The 24,298-nt window shown below is 72.1% G+C and carries 22 protein-coding genes and 1 pseudogene; 17 read left to right on the top strand and 6 right to left on the bottom strand.

Translation table 11 applies throughout. The annotated features are described in order from the left end of the window. Nucleotides 1-43: 43 nt before the first annotated feature. Nucleotides 44-613, top strand: coding sequence for a helix-turn-helix domain-containing protein (locus OG381_RS11620; protein ID WP_327716030.1), 570 nt, complete (start codon nucleotides 44-46; stop codon nucleotides 611-613). 40 nt (nucleotides 614-653) lie between these two features. After that, complete coding sequence (locus OG381_RS11615) at nucleotides 654-1,373, top strand: helical backbone metal receptor (protein ID WP_327716029.1); 720 nt, start codon at nucleotides 654-656, stop codon at nucleotides 1,371-1,373. On the opposite strand, the gene OG381_RS11610 is transcribed toward OG381_RS11615, so the two are convergent. Continuing rightward, a complete protein-coding gene (locus tag OG381_RS11610; RefSeq protein WP_327716028.1) occupies nucleotides 1,321-2,460 on the bottom strand; it encodes a TDT family transporter in 1,140 nt (379 codons plus the stop codon). The two genes, OG381_RS11615 and OG381_RS11610, sit on opposite strands and share 53 nt — an antisense overlap. Before the next feature lie 70 nt (nucleotides 2,461-2,530). Here OG381_RS11610 and OG381_RS11605 point away from each other — a divergent pair, with 70 nt between their 5' ends. Continuing rightward, entirely contained in the window at nucleotides 2,531-3,460 is a 930-nt protein-coding gene (locus OG381_RS11605) for a LysR family transcriptional regulator (RefSeq protein ID WP_307033063.1), read from the top strand. A 48-nt stretch (nucleotides 3,461-3,508) separates the two neighbouring features. Here the strand turns inward: OG381_RS11605 and OG381_RS11600 are convergent, their stop codons facing one another. Further along, nucleotides 3,509-4,195, bottom strand: coding sequence for a gamma-glutamyl-gamma-aminobutyrate hydrolase family protein (locus OG381_RS11600; RefSeq protein ID WP_327716027.1), 687 nt, complete (start codon nucleotides 4,193-4,195; stop codon nucleotides 3,509-3,511). Between the two features lie 91 nt (nucleotides 4,196-4,286). Continuing rightward, nucleotides 4,287-5,021 carry a FadR/GntR family transcriptional regulator gene (locus tag OG381_RS11595; RefSeq protein ID WP_307033069.1) on the bottom strand — a complete coding sequence of 245 codons (735 nt, stop codon included), beginning with the start codon at nucleotides 5,019-5,021 and terminating at the stop codon, nucleotides 4,287-4,289. Between the two features lie 95 nt (nucleotides 5,022-5,116). Here OG381_RS11595 and OG381_RS11590 point away from each other — a divergent pair, with 95 nt between their 5' ends. The 4 genes from OG381_RS11590 to OG381_RS11575 are packed head-to-tail and all read left to right on the top strand — an operon-like array spanning nucleotide 5,117 to nucleotide 9,609. Further along, on the top strand, nucleotides 5,117-6,475 hold the full coding sequence (locus OG381_RS11590) for a glutamine synthetase family protein (RefSeq protein ID WP_327716026.1): 1,359 nt from the start codon (nucleotides 5,117-5,119) through the stop codon (nucleotides 6,473-6,475). An 8-nt stretch (nucleotides 6,476-6,483) separates the two neighbouring features. Then, nucleotides 6,484-7,857 carry an aldehyde dehydrogenase family protein gene (locus OG381_RS11585; RefSeq protein ID WP_327716025.1) on the top strand — a complete coding sequence of 458 codons (1,374 nt, stop codon included), beginning with the start codon at nucleotides 6,484-6,486 and terminating at the stop codon, nucleotides 7,855-7,857. Beyond that, on the top strand, nucleotides 7,854-8,636 hold the full coding sequence (locus OG381_RS11580; RefSeq protein WP_327716024.1) for a 3-oxoacyl-ACP reductase: 783 nt from the start codon (nucleotides 7,854-7,856) through the stop codon (nucleotides 8,634-8,636). Before OG381_RS11585 ends, OG381_RS11580 begins: the two co-directional genes overlap by 4 nt. A 43-nt stretch (nucleotides 8,637-8,679) precedes the next feature. After that, entirely contained in the window at nucleotides 8,680-9,609 is a 930-nt protein-coding gene (locus OG381_RS11575) for a DUF2510 domain-containing protein (protein ID WP_327722441.1), read from the top strand. Between the two features lies 1 nt (nucleotide 9,610). Here the strand turns inward: OG381_RS11575 and OG381_RS11570 are convergent, their stop codons facing one another. Beyond that, a complete protein-coding gene (locus OG381_RS11570) occupies nucleotides 9,611-10,813 on the bottom strand; it encodes an amino acid deaminase/aldolase (RefSeq protein WP_327716023.1) in 1,203 nt (400 codons plus the stop codon). A 1,528-nt stretch (nucleotides 10,814-12,341) separates the two neighbouring features. Between OG381_RS11570 and OG381_RS11565 the strand changes: the two genes are divergently transcribed. Continuing rightward, nucleotides 12,342-13,154 (top strand): hypothetical protein, encoded by an 813-nt coding sequence (locus tag OG381_RS11565; RefSeq protein WP_327716022.1) that lies wholly within the window; start codon nucleotides 12,342-12,344, stop codon nucleotides 13,152-13,154. Between the two features lie 5 nt (nucleotides 13,155-13,159). After that, nucleotides 13,160-14,326, top strand: a complete 1,167-nt coding sequence (gene mycP / locus OG381_RS11560; RefSeq protein ID WP_327722440.1) for a type VII secretion-associated serine protease mycosin — start codon at nucleotides 13,160-13,162, stop codon at nucleotides 14,324-14,326. A gap of 19 nt (nucleotides 14,327-14,345) precedes the next feature. Here the strand turns inward: mycP and OG381_RS11555 are convergent, their stop codons facing one another. Continuing rightward, complete coding sequence (locus OG381_RS11555) at nucleotides 14,346-15,293, bottom strand: serine hydrolase (RefSeq protein ID WP_327716021.1); 948 nt, start codon at nucleotides 15,291-15,293, stop codon at nucleotides 14,346-14,348. A gap of 150 nt (nucleotides 15,294-15,443) precedes the next feature. Here OG381_RS11555 and OG381_RS11550 point away from each other — a divergent pair, with 150 nt between their 5' ends. Next, nucleotides 15,444-16,172, top strand: a complete 729-nt coding sequence (locus OG381_RS11550; protein ID WP_327716020.1) for an SseB family protein — start codon at nucleotides 15,444-15,446, stop codon at nucleotides 16,170-16,172. Between the two features lie 4 nt (nucleotides 16,173-16,176). On the opposite strand, the gene OG381_RS11545 is transcribed toward OG381_RS11550, so the two are convergent. Next, the gene (locus OG381_RS11545; RefSeq protein ID WP_327716019.1) at nucleotides 16,177-16,536 is read right to left on the bottom strand and encodes a DUF1844 domain-containing protein; all 360 of its coding nucleotides are present in this window, start codon (nucleotides 16,534-16,536) and stop codon (nucleotides 16,177-16,179) included. A 346-nt stretch (nucleotides 16,537-16,882) separates the two neighbouring features. Here OG381_RS11545 and infC point away from each other — a divergent pair. From infC to pheT, 7 genes and pseudogenes are all read left to right on the top strand, one after another. Further along, nucleotides 16,883-17,609 (top strand): annotated as a pseudogene (gene infC, locus OG381_RS11540) (translation initiation factor IF-3). A 112-nt stretch (nucleotides 17,610-17,721) separates the two neighbouring features. Then, complete coding sequence (rpmI, locus tag OG381_RS11535) at nucleotides 17,722-17,916, top strand: 50S ribosomal protein L35 (protein WP_006374321.1); 195 nt, start codon at nucleotides 17,722-17,724, stop codon at nucleotides 17,914-17,916. Nucleotides 17,917-18,017: 101 nt separating this feature from the next. Further along, complete coding sequence (gene rplT, locus OG381_RS11530; RefSeq protein ID WP_171142660.1) at nucleotides 18,018-18,401, top strand: 50S ribosomal protein L20; 384 nt, start codon at nucleotides 18,018-18,020, stop codon at nucleotides 18,399-18,401. 86 nt (nucleotides 18,402-18,487) lie between these two features. Beyond that, on the top strand, nucleotides 18,488-19,330 hold the full coding sequence (locus OG381_RS11525) for a TrmH family RNA methyltransferase (RefSeq protein WP_327716018.1): 843 nt from the start codon (nucleotides 18,488-18,490) through the stop codon (nucleotides 19,328-19,330). 50 nt (nucleotides 19,331-19,380) lie between these two features. Next, nucleotides 19,381-20,517: a sensor histidine kinase gene (locus OG381_RS11520; protein ID WP_327716017.1), complete on the top strand. Its 1,137-nt coding sequence runs from the start codon at nucleotides 19,381-19,383 to the stop codon at nucleotides 20,515-20,517. 139 nt (nucleotides 20,518-20,656) lie between these two features. Further along, nucleotides 20,657-21,778, top strand: a complete 1,122-nt coding sequence (gene pheS, locus OG381_RS11515; RefSeq protein ID WP_266833369.1) for a phenylalanine--tRNA ligase subunit alpha — start codon at nucleotides 20,657-20,659, stop codon at nucleotides 21,776-21,778. Then, nucleotides 21,778-24,288 carry a phenylalanine--tRNA ligase subunit beta gene (pheT, locus tag OG381_RS11510; RefSeq protein WP_327716016.1) on the top strand — a complete coding sequence of 837 codons (2,511 nt, stop codon included), beginning with the start codon at nucleotides 21,778-21,780 and terminating at the stop codon, nucleotides 24,286-24,288. Before pheS ends, pheT begins: the two co-directional genes overlap by 1 nt. The last annotated feature ends 10 nt before the right edge of the window (nucleotides 24,289-24,298 follow it).

Here is a 24,298-nt window from a genome sequence, read left to right as displayed (position 1 = left end):
GAGAGCGTGAACGGACCGACGAGCGAAGGAGGGAGCCGGAGCGATGGGCGACCACAAAGAACAACCCTTGCGGGTCGGCGCGGCCGTCAGGCGGCGACGCCGTGCGCTGGAGCTCACCCTCGCCGTCGTGGCCGAACGCAGCGGCCTGTCGGTGCCCTTCCTCAGCCAGATCGAGAACGAGCGGGCGCGGCCCAGCCAGAGCTCCCTGGAGAAGGTGGCCGACGCCCTGCGCACCACCGCCGTGGAACTCCTCGCCGCCGCCGACCCGGCGTGCAGCGTTGACGTCGTCCGCGCCGACGACACCGAGCCGGAGTGCCGGTCCCGGGTGCGCTCCCTGGTGCGCGGCCACCACCAGATGCACGCCCAGGAGTTCACCGGTGACCATGACGCCGGCCGCGAATTCCAGTTCCGCAACGACCAGTTGATGTATGTCGCCGACGGCGCGGTGGAGATCGAGGCGGAGGGCCGGGCGTACCGGCTCGGCCGCGCCGACACGCTCTACCTCACCGGCGGGGTCCGGCACCGGTGGCGGGCGACCGTGCCCGAGACCCGGGTCGTGGTCGTCGCGGTGGCCGAGCACATCGAGGCGGTCCGGGACCGGCCCCGCACGTGAGGGCCCCGCACGAGAGGGCCGCCCACGAGGGGGCCGCACCGTGAGGGTCGTCTCCCTCGTCCCGTCCCTGACGGAGGCGGTCGCCCGTTCCGTCCCCGGTGTTCTGGTCGGCGCCACCGACTGGTGCGCCCACCCGGCGGACCTCGACGTCGTGCGCGTGGGCGGCACCAAGAACCCCGGGACCGACCGTGTCCTCGCCCTCGCTCCCGACCTGGTGATCGCCAACGAGGAGGAGAACCGGGAGCCGGACCTCGCCGCGCTGCGCGAGGCGGGCGTCGAGGTCCTGGTGACCGAGGTGAGGGACGTCCCGCAGGCCTTCCGGGAACTGGCACGGGTCCTTGAGGCGTGCGGTGCGCGGGGACGGCCGCGCTGGCTGGACGAGGCGGAGCGGACGTGGTCGGCCCTGCCGGAACCGGGGTCCGCCATGACGGCGGTGGTCCCCATCTGGCGCCGCCCCTGGATGGTGCTGGGGCGCGACACCTTCGCCGGCGATGTGCTGGCGCGCCTGGGCGTGGACCATGTGTACGCGACGCACCCCGAGCGCTATCCGCGGATCCCGGTCGACGACCTGAACGCGGCGGCACCGGACGTCGTCGTCCTCCCGGACGAGCCCTACCGCTTCACCGCGCACGACGGCCCGGAGGCGTTCCCGGGACTGCCCTGCGCCCTCGTCAGCGGCCGGCACCTCACCTGGTACGGCCCCTCCCTCAGCGAAGCGCCACGGCTGCTGACGCGGGCCCTGCGAGCAGCGCACCGCTGAGCAGCCCGCGCACGGTGTGCAGGGCGGCGACAGTCCAGGCGGCGACGAGAACGACGTACAGCGCGACCGCGAGCCACTGGAAGGCGAGCAGTCCGGTGTGCCGGGCCAGTCCCTCCGCCCCGGTGACACAGGTGCCGACCGGGAAGGTGAAGGCCCACCACGTCATCGCGAATCCCATGCCCTCCCGCCGGGCGCGCAGGACGTGCGCGGTGGCGAGCGCGAACCACAGCAGCGCGAACCCCATCACCGGCACGCCGTAGAGCACGGCGAGGACGCCGAAGCCGCCGCTGTAGGGCGTCGGTACGACACCGGGCGCGACGTCCGCGAAGTGGTTGACGGCGGTGGTGGACTGCCCCAGCGGGCCCAGCACCAGGAACAGGGTCGGGGTGAGGGCGAGCGGCAGCGGACCGCCGGTGACGAGCCGCCCGAAGACCAGCGGCAGCATGAGCAGGGTCGCGAGCAGGCTGATCCCGAACAGGGCCACGCACGCGAGCAGTAGGGTCTCCCGCGCCTGCCCGGCCGGGAGACGGGGCACGAGCAGCGGACCGAGCGCGGCCGACACCATGGGCGCGACGAGCGGCAGCAGCCACACGGGAGTGGCTTGTGACGGCTCGACGCGATGGCGTACGGCCATGAGGTACGGGACGGCGACGGCGGCGGCGAGGCCGATGGCCGTGCCGGCGGTGAACAGCACGGCGTCGAGAGCGACCGCGGCCCGGGTGCCGATCCAGTCGGAGCCGACGGTGAGGGCGCCGCCGCCGACGGCGAGGAGGGCCATGGAGAGACAGCCGTAGAAGGGCGCCATGGCCGGGTCGAGGAGATGGGCGCGGGCCTGGTCCCGGTGGTGGGTCCAGTGCAGGGCGCGGGCGCAGAGCAGGACGGCGAGGAGGGCGAGGGAGAGCGCCCAGACGCCGGTGAGGGCGGTGCGCAGACCGGGGACGGAGACCGGCAGTCCGGCTCCGGCGGTGGCGACGACGGCGGTGCCCATGACGGTGGCGTACCAGTTGGGTCCGAGGTGACGGACGGCGACGGCACGCGGGGGTCGTGCGGTGGCACGGGGGAGAAGGGGCTGGGCTGCGGTGACCATGGTTCGACGATCCCGTGAGGGTGCGGCCGCCACCAGGGACGACGTCTCTATGAGGACATAAACTGGATTTATGAGCAGTGAGCGGGAGGGCTCTCCCTCGACCCCCGGTGGCATGCTGGCGCACCGCGTCCCCGACCTGGGGGCGCTGGAGCTGCTGCTGGCGGTGGCCCGGCTCGGCAGCCTGGGCGCGGCGGCGCGGGAGACCGGCATCACCCAGCCGGCGGCCAGCAGCCGCATTCGCTCGATGGAACGTCAGCTGGGGGTGGCGCTGGTGGACCGCTCACCGCGCGGGTCCCGTCTCACGGACGCGGGCGCCCTGGTGACGGACTGGGCACGGCGGATCGTGGAGGCCGCGGAGGCGTTCGACGTGGGGGCGCAGGCGTTGCGGGACCGGCGGGACTCGCGGCTGCGGGTCGCGGCGAGCATGACGATCGCGGAGTATCTGCTCCCGGGCTGGCTGTTGGCGCTGCGCGCCCAGCGTCCGGACACGGCGGTGTCCTTGCTGGCCGGCAACTCGGCGGCGGTGGCCGCCCGGCTGCTCTCGGACGAGGCCGACCTGGGATTCGTGGAGGGCCTGAACGTCCCGACGGGCCTCGACTCGGTCGTGATCGCCCACGACCACCTGATCGTGGTGACCGCCCCGGCCCACCCCTGGGCCCGCCGCCGACGCCCCCTGGCGGCGGACGAACTGGCGGTGACCCCGTTGATCCTGCGGGAGAAGGGCTCGGGCACGCGGCAGGTCCTGGACGCGGCACTGGGCGGCCTGGCACGCCCGTTGATCGAACTGTCCTCCACCACCGCCGTGAAGGCGGCAGCCGTCAGCGGCGCCGGTCCGGCGGTCCTGAGCGAGTTGGCGGTGGGCGAGGAACTGGCGATGCGCCGCCTGGTCCGGGTACCGGTGGAAGGAGTCTCCCTGGCACGGGACTTGAGGGCGGTATGGCCCACGGGCCACCGCCCGGTGGGACCGGCACGGGAGTTGCTGTCGCTGACGCGGGGGTAGGGGCAGCGGCGTCGGCATGGCTGCGAGGTCGGATCCGGTAGGCCCGGTTCAGGCTCCCGCCGCCTGCACCAAGCCTCGTACCACTCGTAGGTCCTCGCCCATCTCCGGATGCCACTGGACCCCCAACACCCAGTCGGAGGAGGGGAGTTCGACGGCTTCCACCGTTCCGTCCGGTGCGTGGGCCGATTCCAGGAGGCCGGTGCCCAGGCGGTCCACGGCCTGGTGGTGGTACGTGGGTACGGATGTCTCCTCCGGGACGACATCGGCGTACAGCGTCCCCGGCACCGGTTTCACGGAGTGCCATCCGAAGGCGCCGACCACCTCCGCGTGCCCCTCGATGTGCTGGACGAGGGTGCCGCCGACTGCGACGTTCAGCAGCTGCATGCCCCGGCAGATCCCGAGCAGGGGGATACCCGCGGCGAGGGCGGCGTCGATGAGGGCGAGCTCCCAGGCGTCGCGCTCCGGTGCCGGCGGCCCGGTACGGGGGTCGCGCTCGGCGCCGAAGCGCACCGGATCGACGTCCGGGCCGCCCGCGATCACCAGCCCGTCGAGACGCGCCACGGCCTCGGCGGCATGCCCGGGCGCGTCCGGCGGCAGCATCGCGGCCAGCCCGCCCGCCCGCTGCACGAGCCGCGGATACCCGACGGGCAGCAGCGCCGCCGCCAGCTCCCAGTTGCCCCAGCGTGCCCCGGCCTCCAGATACGTACTGATGCCGATCAGCGGTCTGCCCGCCATGCGCCCTCCCGGTCCGGCAAAGGATTGTTTCCATACCTTTGTCGAGAGGTGCCCGCGGAGGCAAGACCTCCGGGCCGCACGGAGGCCGCCGTCACGCCAGGAACCCCCTGAGCAGGGCCGCCGTCCCCCCGCAGTGCTCCCGCATCATCTCCCGCGCCCCGTCCGCGTCCCCGTCCAGCACCGCCTCCACCAGCGCGGTGTGCTGGCGTTGGGAGTGTTCGAGGTTGCGGACCAGGAGCGGGATGCAGTCCAGCAGATCGTTCACCGTGGCCCGGACCGCCGCGTACTGCGCGGTCAACGACGGTGAGCCGCACAACTCGGCCAGCGTCAGGTGCAGCATCGTGTCCAGGCGCCGGTAGTCCGCCAGCGGAGCGTCCTGCGTGCGGGCCAGCGCCTCGCGCAGCCGCTCCGCCTGGTCGTCCGCGAGCCCGTGCGCCGCGCACAGACCCGCCGCCCCCACCTCCAGCACCTCGCGGAACCGCAGCACGTCCTCGATGTCGACCGCGGAGATCCGCCGCCGCAGCTCGTCCTCACCACCGGCGTCCGACTTCCGCAGCACGAACGTCCCGCCGTACCGCCCGCGCCGCGACTCCACCAGCCCCTGGTCCTGGAGCACCTTCAACACCTCGCGCAGCGTCACCCGGCTGATCCCGAGCCGCTCCGCCAGCTCCCGCTCGGCCGGCAGCCGTTCTCCCCCCGGCACCAGACCGAGCCGTACGACCTGCAGGATCTGCTCCAAGGCCTCCTCGAAGCCGTTGCCCGCCCGTACCGGCCGCAGCACCGGCGTCAACCGGTCCTCCAGGTCGTCCTCCGGATCCAGCGACATCCCGTCGTCCCCCCTTCCCAAGCAATGGTTCTCCGCAATACCTTATGGCTTCCGGCCCGGCCGAAAAAAGCGCAGAAGCCCGAAGGAGCCCTCCCGTGGCAGAACGCACACCCCCGCTCAGCGTCGAGGAGCTGCACGCCCTCGTCGCCGGCGGTGAGATCGACACTGTCGTCCTGGCCTTTCCCGACATGCAAGGGCGGCTCCAGGGCAAGAGGTTCGCCGCCCGCTTCTTCCTCGACGAGGTGCTCCACCACGGCACCGAGGGCTGCAACTACCTCCTCGCCGTCGACACCGAGATGAACACCGTCGACGGCTACGCCATGTCCTCCTGGGACCGCGGTTACGGCGACTTCGCCATGCACCCCGACCTGTCCACACTGCGCCGCGTCCCCTGGAACGCCGGCACGGCCATGCTCATCGCCGACCTCGCCTGGGACAACGGCTCACCCGTGGTCGCCGCCCCGCGCCAGATCCTGCGCCGCCAGCTGGAGCGCCTCGCCGAACTCGGCTACACCGCCATGGTCGGCACCGAGCTGGAGTTCATCGTCTTCAAGGACACCTACGAACAGGCCTGGGACGCGGGCTACCGAGGGCTGACCCCGGCGAACCAGTACAACATCGACTACTCGGTGCTCGGTACCGGCCGCATCGAGCCCCTGCTCCGCCGTATCCGCAACGAGATGACCGGCGCCGGCCTCGTCGTCGAGTCCGCCAAGGGCGAGTGCAACCCGGGCCAGCACGAGATCGTGTTCAAGTACGACGAGGCCGTGGTCACCTGCGACCAGCACGCCATCTACAAGACCGGCACCAAGGAGATCGCCGCCCAGGAAGGCGTCTCGATCACCTTCATGGCCAAGTACAACGAGCGCGAGGGCAACTCCTGCCACATCCACCTCTCGCTCACGGACACGGCCGGCAACAACGTGATGGCCGACAACGGCGGTATGTCCGAGGTCATGCGGCACTTCCTCGCCGGACAGCTCGCCGCCCTGCGGGACTTCTCCCTGCTCTACGCCCCCAACATCAACTCGTACAAGCGGTTCCAGCCCGGCTCCTTCGCCCCGACCGCCGTCGCCTGGGGCCACGACAACCGCACCTGCGCCCTGCGCGTCGTCGGCCACGGCCGCTCGATGCGATTCGAGAACCGGCTGCCCGGCGGTGACGTCAATCCCCACCTCGCGGTCGCCGGACTGGTGGCGGCGGGCCTGTACGGCATCGAGCAGAAGCTGGAACTGCCCGAGGCCTGTACCGGCAACGCCTACACCGCCGACTACGCCCACGTCCCCACCACGCTGCGCGAGGCCGCCGAGCTCTGGGAGAACAGCCCCATCGCCAAGGCCGCCTTCGGTGACGAGGTCGTGGCCCACTACCGCAACATGGCACGCGTCGAACTGGACGCCTTCGACGCCGCGGTGACCGACTGGGAGCTGCGCCGCTCCTTCGAACGCATGTGAGGCATCTCTTGTCGCAACCGTACGAACTGGACGTCCTCAATCCCGCGACGGAGGAGGTCATCGCCACCGTCCCGGGCGCCGTCGAGCAGGACGTCGACGCCGCCGTCCACCGGGCCGACCGGGCCCAGCGCGCCTGGGCGGCCCTCGCGCCCGCCGACCGGGCCAGGCTGCTGCGCCGCTTCGCCGCCGTCGTCGACGAACACGTGGAGGAACTCGCGCGGTTGGAGGTACGCGAGGCAGGCCACACCATCGGCAACGCCCGCTGGGAGGCCGGCAACGTCCGTGACCTCCTCGACTACGCCGCCGGCGGAGTGGAGCGGCTCACGGGCCGGCAGATCCCCGTGCCCGGCGGCCTCGACGTCACCCTCCTGGAACCACTGGGCGTCGTCGCGGTGATCGCGCCCTGGAACTTCCCCATGCCGATCGCCGCCTGGGGCACCGCCCCGGCCCTCGCGGCGGGCAACGCCGTGATCCTCAAGCCCGCCGAGACCACCCCGCTGACCGCGCTGCGCCTCGCCGAACTCGCCCTGGAGGCCGGGCTCCCGGAACACCTCTTCCAGGTCCTGCCGGGCCGCGGCGACATCGCGGGCGACTTTCTCGTACGGCACCCCGGCGTCGCCAAGATCGTCTTCACCGGCTCCACGCGGGTCGGCAAGCGCGTCATGGCCCTCTGCGCCGACCAGGTCAAGCCGGTCACCCTCGAACTCGGCGGCAAGAGCCCGAACATCGTCTTCGCCGACGCCGACCTCAAGACCGCCGTCGACCCCTTCTCCTTCCTCGACAACTCCGGCCAGGACTGCTGCGCCCGCACCCGCATCCTGGTCCAGGAGTCCGTGTACGACGAGGTCCGCGAGCTGCTCGCCGACGCGCTGGCCGCCGTCGTCGTGGGCGACCCGGCCGACGAGAAGACCCAGATGGGGCCGCTGATCTCCCGTCAGCAGCTGGACCGCGTACGGTCCTTCGTGCCGGACGACGCCCCCGCCCTGCGCGGCAGCGCCCCCGAAGGGCCCGGCTTCTGGTTCGCGCCGACCGTCCTCACGGGGGAGCGGCACGACTCCGACGCGGCCCGGGAGGAGATCTTCGGACCCGTGGCCGTGCTCCTGCCCTTCACCGACGAGCAGGACGCGATCCGGCTCGCCAACGACACTCCCTACGGCCTCTCCGGCTCCATCTGGACCCGGGACGTCGGCCGCGCGCTCCGCCTCTCCCACGCGGTCCGGGCCGGCAACCTGTCCGTCAACTCCCACTCCAGCGTCCGCTACTGGACGCCCTTCGGCGGCTACAAGCAGTCCGGCGTGGGCCGGGAGCTCGGCCCGGACGCCCTGGCCGCCTTCACCGAAACCAAGAACGTCTTCATCAGTACGGAGGGCCCGACACAGTGACCGAAGAGATTGTCTGCCGACGCCTGGTAGGCCGTACCGCCGTCATCACCGGGGCCGGCAGCGGCATCGGTCTCGCCACCGCCCGCCGGCTCGCCTCCGAGGGCGCGCACGTGGTCTGCGGCGACGTCGACGAGCAGCGCGGCAAGGCGGCCGCCGACGACGTCGGCGGGATCTTCGTGAAGGTCGACGTCACCGACCCCGAACAGGTCGAGGCGCTGTTCAAGACGGCGTACGACACCTACGGCAGCGTCGACATCGCCTTCAACAACGCGGGCATCTCCCCGCCCGACGACGACTCCATCCTGGAGACCGGCCTCGAGGCCTGGAAGCGCGTCCAGGAGGTCAACCTGACCTCCGTCTACCTGTGCTGCAAGGCCGCGATCCCCTACATGCGGCGCCAGGGCAAGGGCTCCATCATCAACACGGCGTCCTTCGTGGCGAGGATGGGCGCGGCCACGTCCCAGATCTCCTACACCGCGTCCAAAGGCGGTGTGCTCGCCATGTCCCGTGAACTGGGCGTGCAGTTCGCACGGGAGGGCATCCGCGTGAACGCCCTGTGCCCCGGCCCGGTCAACACCCCCCTCCTTCAGGAACTGTTCGCCAAGGACCCCGAGCGCGCCGCCCGCCGCCTCGTCCACATCCCGCTCGGCCGCTTCGCCGAGGCCGAGGAGATCGCCGCCGCCGTCGCCTTCCTGGCCAGCGACGACTCCTCGTTCGTGAACGCCAGCGACTTCCTCGTCGACGGCGGAATCTCGGGGGCCTACGTCACACCCCTGTAGGCCTGCGGCCCAGGACCTGTCGGCCTAGAGTGCCGGGATGAGCATGACGCCCCCGCCCGGCTGGTACCGCGACCCCAGCCATCCGCAACTGGAACGCTGGTGGGACGGCACGGCCTGGACCGAGCACCGGCGCGAGCCCGCACCCGTGGGCCCGCCGCCGGTGCCCGCGGTGCCGGGGCGGCCGCCGGGCGGCGAGGCCCCGGGGCGCGCGAAGGTCATCGCCCTCGCCACGGCCGGGGCGGTCCTGGTCGCGGCGATCGTGACGGGAGCGTTCGTCCTGCGGGACGACGAGGGCGCCGAGGACAGCACGACGGTGACCGAGTCCATCACCCCCACCTTCGCACCGACGAGCCGGACGCCCACGCCCACGCCGACGCCGTCCACCGGCGAGCCCTCCGCCGACGACCCGGCCGTCGTCGAGGACCAGCTCAACGGCATCACCGTGCCGCTGCTCGACGGCTGGGTGCGACCGCAGTACATCGTCGACAAAGACGTCCTCATGTCCACCGACGGCACCTACGACTGCCCCGGCGACTCCGGACTGTGCCGGCACGGCCTCGTCATCTCGCGCACGGTGACCTCGAACGACGAGACGTCCCCCGAGGCCCTCGCCAAGGCCGACATCTCCGACGCGGCCGACGACGCCTACGACCGCGATCTCGTCGGCAGGCGGCCCTTCGGCGGGATCGAGTCGCACGAGGTCGTGAAGTCCGGTCCGGTCGCCGTGGCGGGCCGTGCCGGGTATCTCGTCCGCTGGCGCGTCAGGACGGCCAAGGGGCCCGGCGGTTACGTCCAGTCCATGGCCTTCCAGTCCAGCGTCGGCACCGAGTCCCCGGTCGTCGTGCGCTACGTCTTCGACGCCGGCGAGGACGGGCCACCGCTCGCCGACATGGACCGGATCACCAAGGGCATCCGGTCCAGCGGCGACGCGAACGGCGGCGGCGTGGGCAGCAGCATCGGCCCCACGGACTGACCTACAGGAACGTCCGGCCCTCGCCCCGATAGGTCGGGACGGTCGAGGTGACGGTGTCGCCCTCGATCAGATGCAGCACGTCGAACCGCTCGCACAGCTCCCCGGCCTTCGCGTGCCGGAACCACACCTTGTCCCCGAGCAGGAGATCGTCGGCGGGCGAGCCGAGCAGCGGCGTCTGCACCTCGCCGGGCCCCTCCTGGGGGTCGTACTTCAGCCCCTCGGGCAGATACGGCACCGGGAGCCGGTCGGGCCCGGGCGCGCCGGAGGCCGGATAGCCGCCCCCGAGCACCGTGACGACACCGACGCCGGGCCGGCGCACGACGGGCTGGGCGAAGAGCGCGGCCGGACGCCCGCTGAACGACGTGTAGTTGTCGAAGAGCCGCGGCACGTACAGCCCCGACCCGGCCCCGATCTCCGTGACGGCGTCCTCGGCGGCGGTGGTCTGGACGCTGCCGGTACCGCCGCCGTTCACGAACTCCAGGTCGGGCACGACGGACCGAACGGCACGCACCACCGCCGCCCGCCGCTCGGCGAGCTCCTTGCGGGCGGTGGCCTGCATCAGCCGCACGGCACGGGACCGGAACGGATGCCCGGCGACGGAGTCGCCCACACCGGCGATATGACCCTCGTACGCCATGATCCCGACGACCTTGAACCCGGGCCGCCGGGCGATCGCGCGGGCGAGGTCGGCGACCTGGGCGGGGGAGTGCAGCGGGGAGCGGCGCGCGCCCACCCGCACCCGGCCGCCGAGGAGCTTGAGGGAGGTGTCCAACTCCAGGCAGACGCGGACGACTTCACCTCCGCCGTCCCGGGAGCGGTCGATGAGGTCGAGCTGTGCGACGTCGTCGACCATGACGGCCACGGCGGCGGCGAGCTTGGGGTCCGAGGTCAGCTCGGCGTACCCGGTGCTGTCGGCGGAGGGGTAGGCGAGCAGGATGTCGTCGAAGCCGGAGCGGGCCAGCCACAGGGATTCGGCCAGGGTGAAGGACATGAGGCCCGCGAAACCGTCCTTGGCGAGGACGCGTTCGAGCAGCGCCCGGCACCGCACGGACTTGCTGGCCACACGGATCGGCTTCCCGCCGGCCCGGCGGACGAGATCGTCCGCGTTCGCGTCGAAGGCGTCCAGATCCACGATCGCCAAAGGAGCGTCGAGATGAGCGGTGGCCCGGTCGTACCGGGCCCGGTCGGCGGCGCGCGCAGTCATGAACGAAGCCTGCCAGACAGGATTACCGCAGGGTAGGGGGACGTTCCGGGCTAAAGCCCCGGGCTCGTGGACTGGTTCCCGTCCGGCCGGGGACAACCCGTAGAGTGACGCGCACGCATGTGAGGACGGCAGGGGCCCGAGTCAGGGGATGCCGGTCCGTCCGTGCGGGTATGCGTGCCCGGGCGGGCCTGTTCGCACCGGGCACCACGACGGACCCGGGCACAAGGGAAACGGGGGGCGCATGAGCACGGAAGCGCGGCACGCCTCCATCCCTCCGCGCCCCACGGCACCCCCACGCCCCACGACCCCTCCGAAGACGGACCCCGAGGAGCCCGGGCGCGCCCCGGGCAGCACCGAGGCACGGCCACCGGCCCAGGCATCGGGTACGGAAGCGCGTACGGTGCCCGCGAGCGGCGAGACCGCGGAACCGGCCCGTGACACCTCCCTGGACACGCCTCCCCGCTTCCCCCGCCTGCGCGCCCCGTCCTCCGGCGACCCCGCCCCCTCGACCCCGCCCCCGCCGAGGGCCTCCGCACGCTTCCCGGACACGCCCCCGGCCCCCGGCCGGGACACCCCCGCGACACCCCCGGAAACGTCCTTCGAGACCACCTTCCGCCTCCGCCCGGTACCGGTCACCCCCCTGGGCCGCCCCGCACCCCCCGCCACACCACCCCGCGCATCCTCGGCGCCCAGCCCGACGACGCCCGCTGGCGCACCGCCCGGGCCTGGCACCCGCCCGTCCTCCGCGCCTGGCCCGACGACGCCCGCCGGCTCATCGCCCGGGCCTGGCAGCGGCCCGTCGTCCGCGCCCGGTCCGACGACGTCCTCCGGCGTACCGCCGAGGCCAGGCACCCGCCCGTTCTCTGCGGCTGGCCCTACGACACCCGCCGACTCACCGCCTGGGTCAAGCCCTCGCCAGCCCTCCGGGCCCGGCCCGATGGCGCCCGCCGGCTCACCGCCTGGGTCGAGCCCTCGCCCGTCCTCCGGGCCTGGTCCGGCGGCGCCCGCCGGCTCACCGCCTGGGTCAAGCCCTCGGCCGTCCTTCACGCCCGGTCCCATGACGTCCTCCGGCATACCGTCGAGGCCAGACACCCGTCCGTCGTCTGCGCCCGGTCCGACGACGTCCTCCGGCGCACCGCCCAGGTCAGGCACCCGCCCGTCGTCTACGCACGGTCCGACGGCGTCCTCCGGCGTACCGCCGAGGCCAGGCACCCGCCCGTTCTCTGCGGCTGGCCCGGCGGCGCCCGTCGGCTCTCCGGCTGGGACAAGCCCCCGCCCGTCCTCCGCGCCCGGCTCGGCGGTGCCCCCCGGTGCTCCGACCGGTGTTTCGCCCCGGCCCGGTTCCCGGCCGGGCTCGGCGTCGGGCGGTGCGTCCGCGACCGGGCTGCGGTCGGAGTCGGTGGCTGCCGATGGCTTCGGCAGTACCGCACCCCCAGGAGGGGGCCCGTCCTCCCGGCAGCCCGATCCCTCTCTCTCCTGGAGCGCTCCGCCGGCACCCGGTGACACCCCTGGATCCGGGCGGCCCGTCGTGTCGTTCGGGCAGCCCGAGGGGTACGACGAGCGGACGCGGCCGCGCGTCCTCCGTGGGCGAGGCCGGCTGCGGGCCGTCGGTGTGGCCGTCTGTCTCGTGCTCGGGCTCGGGCTCATCGGCGGTGCGGCGACCGGGAGTTGGCTCGTCGGGGACTCGGCCGCGGCCGGTTCCGGGGACGCCTTCGCGGCGGCGGCCGAGATGTGGCACGGCGTTCCGGTCGACCAGCTCTTCCCGCCCACCGTCGAGGGACAGGGCGCGGGCCCCGGCGGCGCAGACCGGACCTGGACGCGGATCGCCGTCGCCCCGGACAGCGGCTGCAAGGACGCCTTCGACCCCCTGCTGCGCAAGGCACTCGCCCCCGTCGGCTGCCAGCGGCTGCTCCGCGCCACCTACACCGACGCCACCCAGAGCTACGTCACCACCGTCGGACTCCTCTTCACCAAGGCCGACGCCGCCGGCATGACCGCCCTCGACACCCGGTTCGGCAAGGAGAAACTCGGCGACCGGAGCGACCTCATGCCCCGGACCTACGCCGCCAAGAACACCGTCGCCGCAGCCTTCGGCAGGAAGCAGCGGGCCTCCTGGGCCGTCTCCGTCCTCACCGACGCCCCCGTCGTCGCCTACGCCGTCTCCGGCTGGGCAGACGGCCGCAGCGTCGACGAGCCGGAACCCGCCGAGAAGGCCATGGCGTCCGACGCCACCACGGACATCGCCCAGGCCGGTCTCGGCCACGAGGCCCAGGGCCTCGCCGACCGCATCGAACGCGGCTTCCGCAAGACCGTCAGCTCGGCCACGGAGAAGCCGTCGTGAACCCCATGACCCGCCGCGCCGGCCTCCTCAGCGCCCTTCTCGCCGCCTGTCTCGCCCTCGTCCCGCCCACCGCGGCGCACGCCGACGGCATCCGCGCTCAGCAGTGGGCCCTCGAGGCCATGCACACCCAGGAGGCCTGGCAGACCACCAAGGGCAAGGGCATCACCGTCGCCGTCCTCGACACCGGCGTCGAGGACGACCACCCCGACCTCGTCGGCAACGTCCTCGAAGGCAAGGACATGGTCGGCTTCGGAGCGAGCCGCGGCGACCGCGCCTGGGCCCGCCACGGCACCGCGATGGCCGGCATCATCGCCGGTCACGGACACGGGTACGCCAACGCCGACGGCGTGATGGGCATCGCCCCCGAGGCCAAGATCCTCCCCGTCCGCGTCATCCTGGAGGACGGCGACTCGTCCCGCGGCAAGGCCCGCAACACCCGCGGCAACGCCCTCGCCGAAGGCATCCGCTGGGCCGCCGACCACGGCGCCGACGTCATCAACCTCTCCCTGGGTGACGACTCCAAGTCCGCCCACCCCGAACCCGCCGAGGACGAGGCCGTCCAGTACGCCCTCAAGAAGGGCTCCGTCGTCGTCGCCTCGGCCGGCAACGGCGGCGAGAAGGGCGACCACATCTCCTACCCGGCCGCCTACCCGGGTGTCATCGCCGCGACCGCCGTCGACCGGTACGGCACCCGCGCCGCCTTCTCCACCCGCCGCTGGTACTCCACGGTCAGCGCCCCCGGCGACAAGGTCGTCATCGCCGACCCCGACCACAAGTACTACGAGGGCTGGGGCACCAGCGCCGCCTCGGCCTTCGTCTCCGGCGCCGTCGCCCTGGTCAAGGCGGCCCACCCCGGCCTGACCCCGGCCCAGATCAAGAAGCTCCTGGAGGACACCGCCCGCGACGCCCCCGTCGGCGGCCGCGACGACTCCCGCGGCTACGGCCTGGTCGACCCGGCCGCCGCGATCAAGGCAGCCGCCCAGCTGAAGCCGGAAGGCCTGCAAGCGGCGTCCTACGGCGAGAAGTACTTCGGCTCGGGCCCCGACGCGGCCGAGGAGGAGGACGACGGGGCAGGCTGGGCGGCCCCGCTCGCGGGCGGCGCCGGCGGCGTCCTGCTGATCGCGGCGGTGGTGCTGTGGCGGGGCCGTCGGGAAAACCACGACGAACTCTGAGCCGCCGACCCGGCCAGGCTCAACCCGTGAACACCGACACCGCGGCCCGGGCCGCCGACTCCACGAGTGAAATCCCCTTCTCCTTCGTCGCGTTGCCGTTCGACAGCGCGACGACGAGGTATTCGCTCCCGTCCGATGCCGTGACCCGCCCGATGCTGTTGATGTCCCACAGACCGGTCGTACTGCGAGGCAGCCAGCCGTTCTTCAAGGCCCACGCGGACCCGTCCGCCGCGGCCGAGACTCCCCAGTCCTGGCCGACGGCTATCCGCCCCATCAGCCCCCGCACATACTCCCGCGACGCCGAGCTCAACTCCGAGTCGTCGCCGAACACCTGCCGCAGCAACGCGAGCTGATCCGCCGCCGTGGTCCGGGTCAGCCCCCACAGCATCCCGTCACCGCCCTCGGTGCCGGTGAGCCCGAGCCGCTCGTTCGCCGCGTCGAGCCCCTCGGCCTGCCCGATGATCCGCCACAGCGCCGACGCGGAGGCGTTGTCGCTGTTCTCGATCATCGCGGTGGAGTACGACTTCTCGGCCGTCGTGAGATGCCGGTCCTCGTCCTGCGCCCGGAGCAGCAGCGCCGCCAGGATGTCGACCTTGACGATGCTCGCCGTGTCGAAGGCGGCGTCCCCGTACGTGGCGCTCTCCCCGGAGTCCAGGTCGAGCACGGCGACCGAGACGTCCGCGTGGTCCGGCACGGTCACCGACTCCATGGCCGTGGCGAGCGCCTTGTCGTGGTCCACCGTCGACTGCGTCACGGGCTCCACCGATGCCTCCTCGCTCCTCGCCGCCGCGACCGGCGACGGGGCCGACGATACGGAGGGAGCGCCGGAGTGCGCCTGCGCCTTCACGTACACGGTGCCCCCGGCCGTGGCACCGACGATCGCGACGGAGGCGAGGGCGGTGTACATCAGCGGGCGCCGCCGGGACGGGCGCGAGCGACGGCTTCGGCGGGCTCTGGAGGACTCCATGACCGTGATGGTCGGGCCCCCGGCTGTGCGGGCCGTTAGACGAAAGTTAGATCTGTGTCAGGGAAATCTGAGATTCCGGTGAAGACCGTCACGGAGAGGTTTCCGGGGCCGCACAAGCCCAGCAGCATCCCCCCTATAGGGTCGGTGACCGTGGCGAACAAGAACATTCCCGACTCCGGCTTCTCCGACGACGACGGCACCGCCGACCCCGGGCTGAGCGCGGCGCTCGCCGCCTGGGCCGAGGACCGCACCGCCGTGGGACCCGTTCTGGAGGCGCTGAAGGGCGCCCGGCTGCTCGTCCCCGTCGTGGCCGTGCTCGGCGAGGTCGAGGAGGACGAGAACGGACTGCGCCGCGAGAAGACCAGCGACATGGCCGTCCCGACCCTGAAGGCCGGCGGCCGCACCGCGCTGCCCGCCTTCACGTCCACCGACGCGCTGGCGCGCTGGGACCCGGCGGCCCGCCCCGTCGCCGTACCCCTGCACCAGGCGCTCCAGGCCGCCGCGCACGAGAAGGCGGACACGGTCGTCCTGGACCTGGCCGGACCGGTGCCGTTCGAGCTGACCGGCCCGGCGCTGCTCGCCCTCGCCGAGGGGCGTACGACGACGGACCCGCTCGCCGACCCCGCGGTCGTGGCGGCGGTACGGGCCGCCGTTGCCGACGTACGCGCGGTGGAGCGGGCCTATCTCGGACCCGGCCAGGGGGACGGCACCCTCGCCCTGGTCCTCGACCCCGTCGTCCCGCACGACGCCGGTGTCCACGCGGTCGCCCGGCGGCTGGCCGCCGACGAAACGCTGAGGGCCCGCCTGGTGCGCGGCCTCGACCTGGCACTGCTGCCGGCCGGGGCGACGCCTCCGGGCGAGCCCTTGTACGTGCGGTAGGGACTCAGCCGTAGACCGGGCCCGTGTACTTCTCGCCCGGGCCCTGGCCCGGCTCGTCCGGGACGACCGACGCCTCGCGGAACGCCAGCTGGAGGGACTTCAGACCGTCGCGCAGCGGGGCCGCGTGGAAGGAGCTGATCTCGGTCGCGCTGCCGTCCAGCAGACCGGCCAGGGCGTGGATCAGCTTGCGGGCCTCGTCGAGGTCCTTGTACTTGTCGCCCTCCTCGGTCAGACCGAGCTTCACCGCGGCGGCGCTCATCAGGTTCACGGCGACCGTCACGATCACCTCGACGGCGGGGACCTCGGCGATGTCGCGGGTCATCTCGTCGAAGTCGGCGGGGGACTCAGGAGGGGTGTCACTCATGGCCCACACGATAGGCGGTCCGTGCCGCCGTTCCCCCAATTGGTCCTTGTCAAGCGATCCTGCTAACCTGGTTGACGACCGGCTGGACACTCGCGTGCCCGGCCCACAAGTGGAGGCTCCGATCTCCCACCTGACCGTCCCCCGGGACGGCGGGTCACCCCGGTCAGGCGGCCACCATCGTTCCGTACGGACGATGGAGTCGCCCGAATGCGCGCCCCGCGATCATCGCGGCGGTGCTCCGGCAGTGTTTTGGAGCCCCGTCTTGTGATCGTCCGGGGCATTTTTTGTGCTTCGGCGCGGTTAGGTCTGTCGAGAAGAGACAAACGCGGCTGTCCGCCAGACCGCCGTGTGGTGCTAACCGAGGAGGATCCATCAGCGCCGAGCCCCGCATCAACGACCGGATTCGCGTTCCAGAGGTGCGACTTGTCGGTCCCAGTGGCGAGCAGGTGGGCATTGTCCCGCTGGCCAAGGCACTGGAGCTTGCGCAGGAGTACGACCTGGACCTGGTCGAGGTGGCGGCTACCGCCCGTCCGCCTGTGTGCAAGCTCATGGACTACGGGAAGTTCAAGTACGAGTCGGCCATGAAGGCCCGTGAGGCGCGCAAGAACCAGGCGCACACGGTCATCAAGGAGATGAAGCTCCGGCCGAAGATCGACCCGCACGACTATGACACCAAGAAGGGTCACGTCGTTCGGTTCCTCAAGCAGGGCGACAAGGTCAAGATCACGATCATGTTCCGTGGTCGCGAGCAGTCCCGGCCGGAACTCGGCTACCGACTGCTGCAGCGTCTCGCGTCGGACGTCGAGGACCTCGGTTTCGTTGAGTCGAACCCGAAGCAGGACGGCCGAAACATGATCATGGTTCTCGGTCCGCACAAGAAGAAGACCGAGGCGATGGCCGAGGCGCGCCAGGCGCAGGAAGCCCGCAAGGCTGAAGCGAAGGCCAACCCCGGCAAGTCGCAGAACGCCGCGGACCCCGACGCCGTGAACGCTGACGGCGAGGACGTCGAGGTCGCTGACGCTGTTGCCGAGGCTCCTGCTGAGGCCCCTGCCGAGGCTCCCGCCGAGGCGTGATCCCAGGGGACGCGAGTCCCCCAGGACGTAACCGATACAAGAGCGACGCTCCACCGCGTGCCCGGTTTCACGACCGGGCACCGGAGCGCCACCCAGAGGAGAGAACGGCGCTATGCCGAAGAACAAGTCGCACAGCGGTGCCAGCAAGCGCTTCAAGATCACCGGCTCCGGCAAGGTGCTCCGCGAGCGTGCCGGCAAGCGCCACCTGCTCGAGCACAAGTCGTCCCGCGTGACGCGCCGCCTCACCGGCACCGCCGAGATGGCCCCGGGCGACGCCGCGAAGATCAAGAAGCTTCTCGGCAAGTGACGTACGCGGCGCTTCGCTTGAGCGCCGTACGTCTGGACCGGGACCCCATCGATACCGGGCCGTGTGAGTCCCACCACGGCCCCGCTACAAGGAGTTAACAAGTGGCACGCGTCAAGCGGGCAGTCAACGCCCACAAGAAGCGCCGGGCGATCCTCGAGGCGGCCTCCGGCTACCGCGGTCAGCGTTCGCGCCTGTACCGCAAGGCCAAGGAGCAGGTCACCCACTCGCTGGTCTACAACTACAACGACCGCAAGAAGCGCAAGGGCGACTTCCGCCGTCTGTGGATCCAGCGCATCAACGCCGCTGCCCGCCAGAACGGCATGACGTACAACCGCCTCATCCAGGGTCTGAACGCCGCCAACATCGAGGTGGACCGCAAGATCCTGGCCGAGCTGGCCGTCAACGACGCCACCGCGTTCGCCGCGCTGGTCGAGGTCGCGCAGAAGGCCCTGCCGGCCGACGTCAACGCCCCCAAGGCGGCCTGACGCCTGGCTTTGCGCCGACGTGACATGAGGGACCCGCAGGCTCTTGGGCCTGCGGGTCCTGTTGTGTAGTTCTGAAAGTGAGCTTCATGCACTCCGCAACCCCCGAGCTGATCTCCCCCCGTTCCCCCCGCGTCTCCGCCGCCCGGCGGCTCGCCAAGCGGAACTTCCGGGGCAAGGAGCGGCTGTTCCTGGCCGAGGGGCCGCAGGCCGTGCGGGAGGCCGCCGGGCACGGACTCGTGGAGTTGTTCGCCACCGTCGAGGCCGCCGAACGGTACGCGGAGATCATCGGGGAGGCCCGCGCCGTCGGAGCGCGGGTGCACCTCGCCTCCGAGGACGTCATCGCCGACATCTCCACCACCGTCACCCCGCAGGGGCTCGTCGGTGTGTGCCGGTTCCTCGACACCCCCTTCGAGGAGATCCTCGCCGCCCGCCCCCGGCTCGTCGCCGTGCTCGCGAACGTCCGCGACCCCGGGAACGCCGGGACCGTGCTGCGGTGCGCGGACGCCGCCGGGGCCGAGGCCGTCGTCCTGACCGACGCGTCCGTGGATCTCTACAACCCCAAGGCCGTACGGGCCTCCGTGGGCTCCCTCTTCCATCTCCCCGTCGCCGTCGGGGTCCCCGTGGAGCAGGCGGTCCAGGGGCTCAAGGACGCCGGTGTGCGGATCCTCGCCGCTGACGGGGCCGGGACCGACGACCTCGACGACGAGCTCGACAAGGGGACCATGGGCGGGCCGACCGCCTGGATCTTCGGGAACGAGGCGTGGGGGCTCCCGCAGGAGACCCGCGCGCTCGCGGACGCCGTCGTGCGCGTTCCGATCCACGGGAAGGCCGAGAGCCTGAACCTGGCGACCGCCGCCGCCGTATGTCTCTACGCGTCGGCCCGTGCACAGCGCGCCTCCGGAGGGTGCCGCTCCGTCACCGAGAGCTAGTAGGGTGACCAGCTCGGGGGCCCTCCGTCGAAGAGGTGGGGTACGGGGATATGAGCGTCGGCACGAGCAGCGCACCGGGAGCACGGGACATGCGGCACGGGTCCGCGTCCGGCCCCGGTGACCTGGCCGGGCCCGGCATCGATCCCGACCTCCTGCCCGACGGACTGGTCGTCGCCGACGAGCACGGCCGGGTCGTCTGCTTCAACGCCGCCGCCCAGCGCATCACCGCCGTACCCGCCGCCGAGGCCCTCGGACAGCGGCTCGACAAGGCGCTGCCGTTAGAGGACCTGGAAGGCCGGCGCTGGTGGCAGGTGACGGACCCCTACGAGGGGCTCGCCATCCGGCGCCGCCAGCCCGAGCGGAATCTGCTCCTTCCCGGCGGACACGAGGTCCTCGTCTCCGCGCAGTACGTACGCACCGAGCCCCTCGGGCCCGTGCACCGCGTCGTCGTGTGCCTCCGCGACACCGAGGCCAGGCGCCGCACCGAGCGCAGTCACGCCGAACTGATCGCCACCGTCGCCCATGAACTGCGCTCACCGCTCACCTCCGTCAAGGGCTTCACCGCCACACTGCTCGCCAAGTGGGAACGGTTCACCGACGACCAGAAGCGGCTGATGCTGGAGACCGTCGACGCCGACGCCGACCGGGTCACCCGGCTCATCGCCGAGCTGCTCGACATCTCGCGCATCGACTCCGGACGCCTGGAGGTGCGGCGCCAGCCCGTCGACATCGGCGCCGCGGTGGGGCGGCACATCCAGGCCTACGTCGCCGCCGGGCAGACCGCCGACCGGTTCCTGCTGCGCATCGAGCAGCCGCTGCCCATGCTGTGGGCCGACCCCGACAAGATCGACCAGGTGCTCAGCAACCTGCTCGAAAATGCCGTGCGCCACGGCGAGGGAACGGTCACGATTGACGTCACGCCCTCGGCGTCGCCCCGGGAAGGGGAGGACGTCGGTACGTCGGTCACGGTGAGCGACGAGGGGTCCGGCATCCCGGAGGAGTCCATGAACCGCGTCTTCACCCGCTTCTGGCGGGGCAGCAAGCGCGGCGGCACGGGCCTCGGGCTGTACATCGTCAAGGGCATCGTCGAAGCCCACGGCGGCACCATCACCGTCGGCCGCGCCCCCGAGGGCGGCGCGGAGTTCCGATTTACGTTGCCCGTGGCGGCGCCGGCGTATCTCGCCTAGCGGCCCACGGGCGCATTCGTACACCCCCACCCCGTTAGACTCGGCCTTTGGCACCTTTGTGTCCCATGGACGGCCCTCTGACCTCTGTGTGAGTCGGTGACGGGGACCTTCAGCCAGCCAATCGGAAGCACGGGAAGAGATGTCGGCACCGAACAAGTCGTACGACCCTGTAGAGGTCGAGGCGTTGAAGCCAGAAGAGATCGAGCGCATGCGGGACGAGGCGCTCGCCGCCTTCGCCGCCGCGGACTCCCTCGACGCGCTCCAGGAGGCCAAGGTCGCCCACACCGGCGGCACCTCGCCGCTGGCCCTCGCCAACCGCGAGATCGGCGCCCTGCCCCCGCAGGCCAAGGCCGCCGCCGGAAAGCTCGTCGGACAGGCCCGCGGCGCCGTGAACAAGGCGCTCGCAGGCCGTCAGACCGAGCTCGAGGCCGAGCGCGACGCGCGAGTCCTGGTCGAGGAGTCGGTGGACGTCACGCTGCCGTACGACCGTGTACCGGCCGGCGCCCGCCACCCGCTCACCACCCTGTCGGAGCGCATCGAGGACGTCTTCGTGGCCATGGGCTACGAGGTCGCCGAGGGCCCGCAGGTCGAGGCGGAGTGGTTCAACTTCGACGCCCTCAACATCGGCCCGGACCACCCGGCCCGCGGCGAGGCCGACACCTTCTTCGTGCAGGGCCCCGAGGGCGGCACCGAGTCCGGCGTCGTGCTGCGCACCCACACCTCGCCCGTGCAGATCCGCTCGCTGCTCGACCGCGAGCTGCCGGTGTACGTGATCTGCCCCGGTGTCGTCTACCGCACCGACGAGCTGGACGCCACGCACACCCCGGTCTTCCGCCAGGTCGAGCTGCTGGCCGTCGACGAGGGCCTCACCATGGCCGACCTCAAGGGCACCATGGACCACATGGTCCAGTCCCTGTTCGGCGAGGGCATGAAGACCCGGCTGCGGCCGAACTTCTTCCCCTTCACCGAGCCGTCCGCCGAGATGGACATGGTCTGCTACGTCTGCCGCGGCGAGTCCGTCGGCAACCCCGACCGCCCCTGCCGTACCTGCTCCAGCGAGGGCTGGATCGAACTCGGCGGCTGCGGCATGGTCAACCCCAAGGTGCTGACCGCCTGCGGTGTCGACCCCGAGAAGTACAGCGGGTTCGCCTTCGGGTTCGGCATCGAGCGGATGCTGATGTTCCGCCACAACGTCGAAGACATGCGAGACATGGTCGAGGGTGACGTCCGGTTCACTCGGCCGTTCGGGATGGAGATCTGATGCGGGTCCCGCTTTCCTGGCTGCGGGAGTACGTCGACCTGCCGGCGACCGAAACCGGCCGTGACGTCCAGGCCAAGCTCATTTCGGCGGGCCTCGAGGTCGAGACCGTCGAGCACCTCGGTGCCGACCTCAAGGGCCCGCTGGTCGTCGGCCAGGTGCTGACGATCGAGGAGCTGGAGGGCTTCAAGAAGCCGATCCGCTTCTGCACGGTGAACGTCGGTCAGGCCAACGGCACCGGTGAGCCGCAGGAGATCGTCTGCGGCGCCCGCAACTTCGCCGTCGGCGACAAGGTCGTCGTGGTCCTCCCCGGCGCCACCCTGCCGGGCGGCTTCTCGATCTCCGCGCGCAAGACGTACGGCAAGACGTCCCACGGCATGATCTGCTCCGGCGACGAGCTGGGCATGGGCGACGACGGCAGCCACGGCATCATCGTGCTGCCGCCGGAGACCGAGGTCGGCAAGGACGCCATCGAGCTCCTCGAACTGGTCGACGAGGTCCTGGACATCGCCGTCACCGCCAACCGCGGCGACTGTCTGTCCATCCGCGGCGTCGCCCGCGAGACCGCCATCGCCTACGGTCTGCCGCTGCGCGACCCGGCGCTCCTGGACGTCCCGGGGCCCAACGCGTACGGCTACCCGGTGCAGGTCTCCGAGCCGCTCGGCTGCGACCGCTTCACGGCCCGTACGGTGAGCGGTCTCAGCCCCGAGGCCCGCTCCCCGCTCTGGCTCCAGCGCCGGCTCCAGAAGGTCGGCATGCGCCCGATCTCACTCGCCGTCGACATCACCAACTACGTGATGATGGAGCTCGGCCAGCCGCTGCACGCCTACGACCGCAAGCTGGTCCAGGGCACGATCGGCGTCCGCCGGGCCGGTGAGGGCGAGGAGATCGTCACCCTCGACGGCGTCAAGCGGAAGCTGCACGCCGAGGACCTGGTCATCACCGACGAGCGCGGCCCGATCGGCCTCGCGGGTGTCATGGGCGGCGCGAACACCGAGATCGCCGACCACGAGGAAGCCGAAGGCACGACCGACGTGGTCATCGAGGCCGCGCACTTCGACGCGGTCTCCATCGCCCGTACGGCCCGGCGCCACAAGCTCTCCTCCGAGGCGTCCCGGCGCTTCGAGCGCGGTGTCGACCCGGCGGCCGCCGCGGCCGCCGCCCAGCGCACCGTCGACCTCCTCGTGCTGCTCGCGGGCGGTACCGCCGACGCCGGCGTCACCGAGGTCGCCGCACCGTCGGCGCCGCACAGCATCGCCGTCGCGGCCGACCACCCCGACAAGGTCGCGGGTGTGGAGTACGGCCGAGAGACCGTCGTACGCCGTCTCCAGCAGGTCGGCTGCGACGTGTACGGGCAGGACGAGCTGATCGTCACCGTGCCGTCCTGGCGTCCCGACCTCACCGAGGTCAACGACCTGGCCGAAGAGGTCATCCGCCTGGAGGGCTACGAGAACCTGCCCTCCACGCTGCCCAAGCCCCCCTCGGGCCGCGGCCTCACCCACCGGCAGCGGCTGCACCGCCGCGTCGGCCGGGCGCTGGCCGGTGCCGGGTACGTCGAGGCGCCGAACTACCCCTTCCTCGGTGAGCAGGTCTTCGACCAGCTTCTGCTGGAGGCCGACGACCCGGCCCGCCGCGTCGTCAAGCTGACCAACCCGCTCAACGACGAGGAGCCCGCGCTGCGTACGTCGCTGCTGCCGGGTCTCCTCGGTGCGCTGCGGCGCAACGACGGACGGGGCTCGCACGACCTGGCCCTCTTCGAGACGGGTCTGGTCTTCAACCCGCGCGAGGAGCAGCGCGTCGCCGTTTCGCTGCCCGTCGACCGGCGTCCCACGGACGAGGAGCTCGCCTCGCTGAACGCCGCGCTGCCCGCGCAACCGCGGCACGTGGCGGCCGTTCTCGCGGGCGCCCGTGAGCAGGCCGGCTGGTGGGGCAAGGGCCGTCCGGCGGACTGGGCCGACGCGGTCGAGGCGGCCCGGGCCGTCGCCCGCGAGGCCGGTGCCGAACTGGTCGTCCGCGGTGGGCAGTACGGGCCGTGGCACCCGGGGCGGTGCGCCGAGCTCGTGGTCGTCGCCGAGGGCGTCGAGAAGGTCGTCGGGCACGCCGGCGAGCTGCACCCGCGGGTCGTGAAGGCGTTCGGGCTGCCCGCGCGCACCTCCGCGATGGAGCTGGACCTGGATGCGCTGGAGGCAGTCGGCGACGACACGCCCCGGGCGCCGGGCATCTCCACGTTCCCTGTCGCCACGCAGGATGTGGCACTGGTCGTGGACCAGTTCGTGCCGCATGCCGAGGTCGAGGACGCGCTGCGTGAGGGTGCGGGTCCGCTTCTCGAGGCGATCCGGTTGTTCGACGTGTACGAGAACGCGGAGCAGCTCGGGGACGGCAAGAAGTCGCTCGCGTACGCGCTGCGGTTCCGGGCGGCTGATCGCACCCTGACCGTGGATGAGGCTTCGGCTGCGAGGGATGCGGCTGTCGCCCTCGCGGGTGAGCGTACGGGAGCGGTCCTGCGCGGCTGATGTCGTGTGC

The sequence above is a fragment of the Streptomyces sp. NBC_00490 genome (assembly GCF_036013645.1).
GTDB classification, from domain to species: Bacteria; Actinomycetota; Actinomycetes; order Streptomycetales; family Streptomycetaceae; genus Streptomyces; species Streptomyces canus_F.
This window is presented reverse-complemented; position numbering and strand designations above follow the sequence as displayed.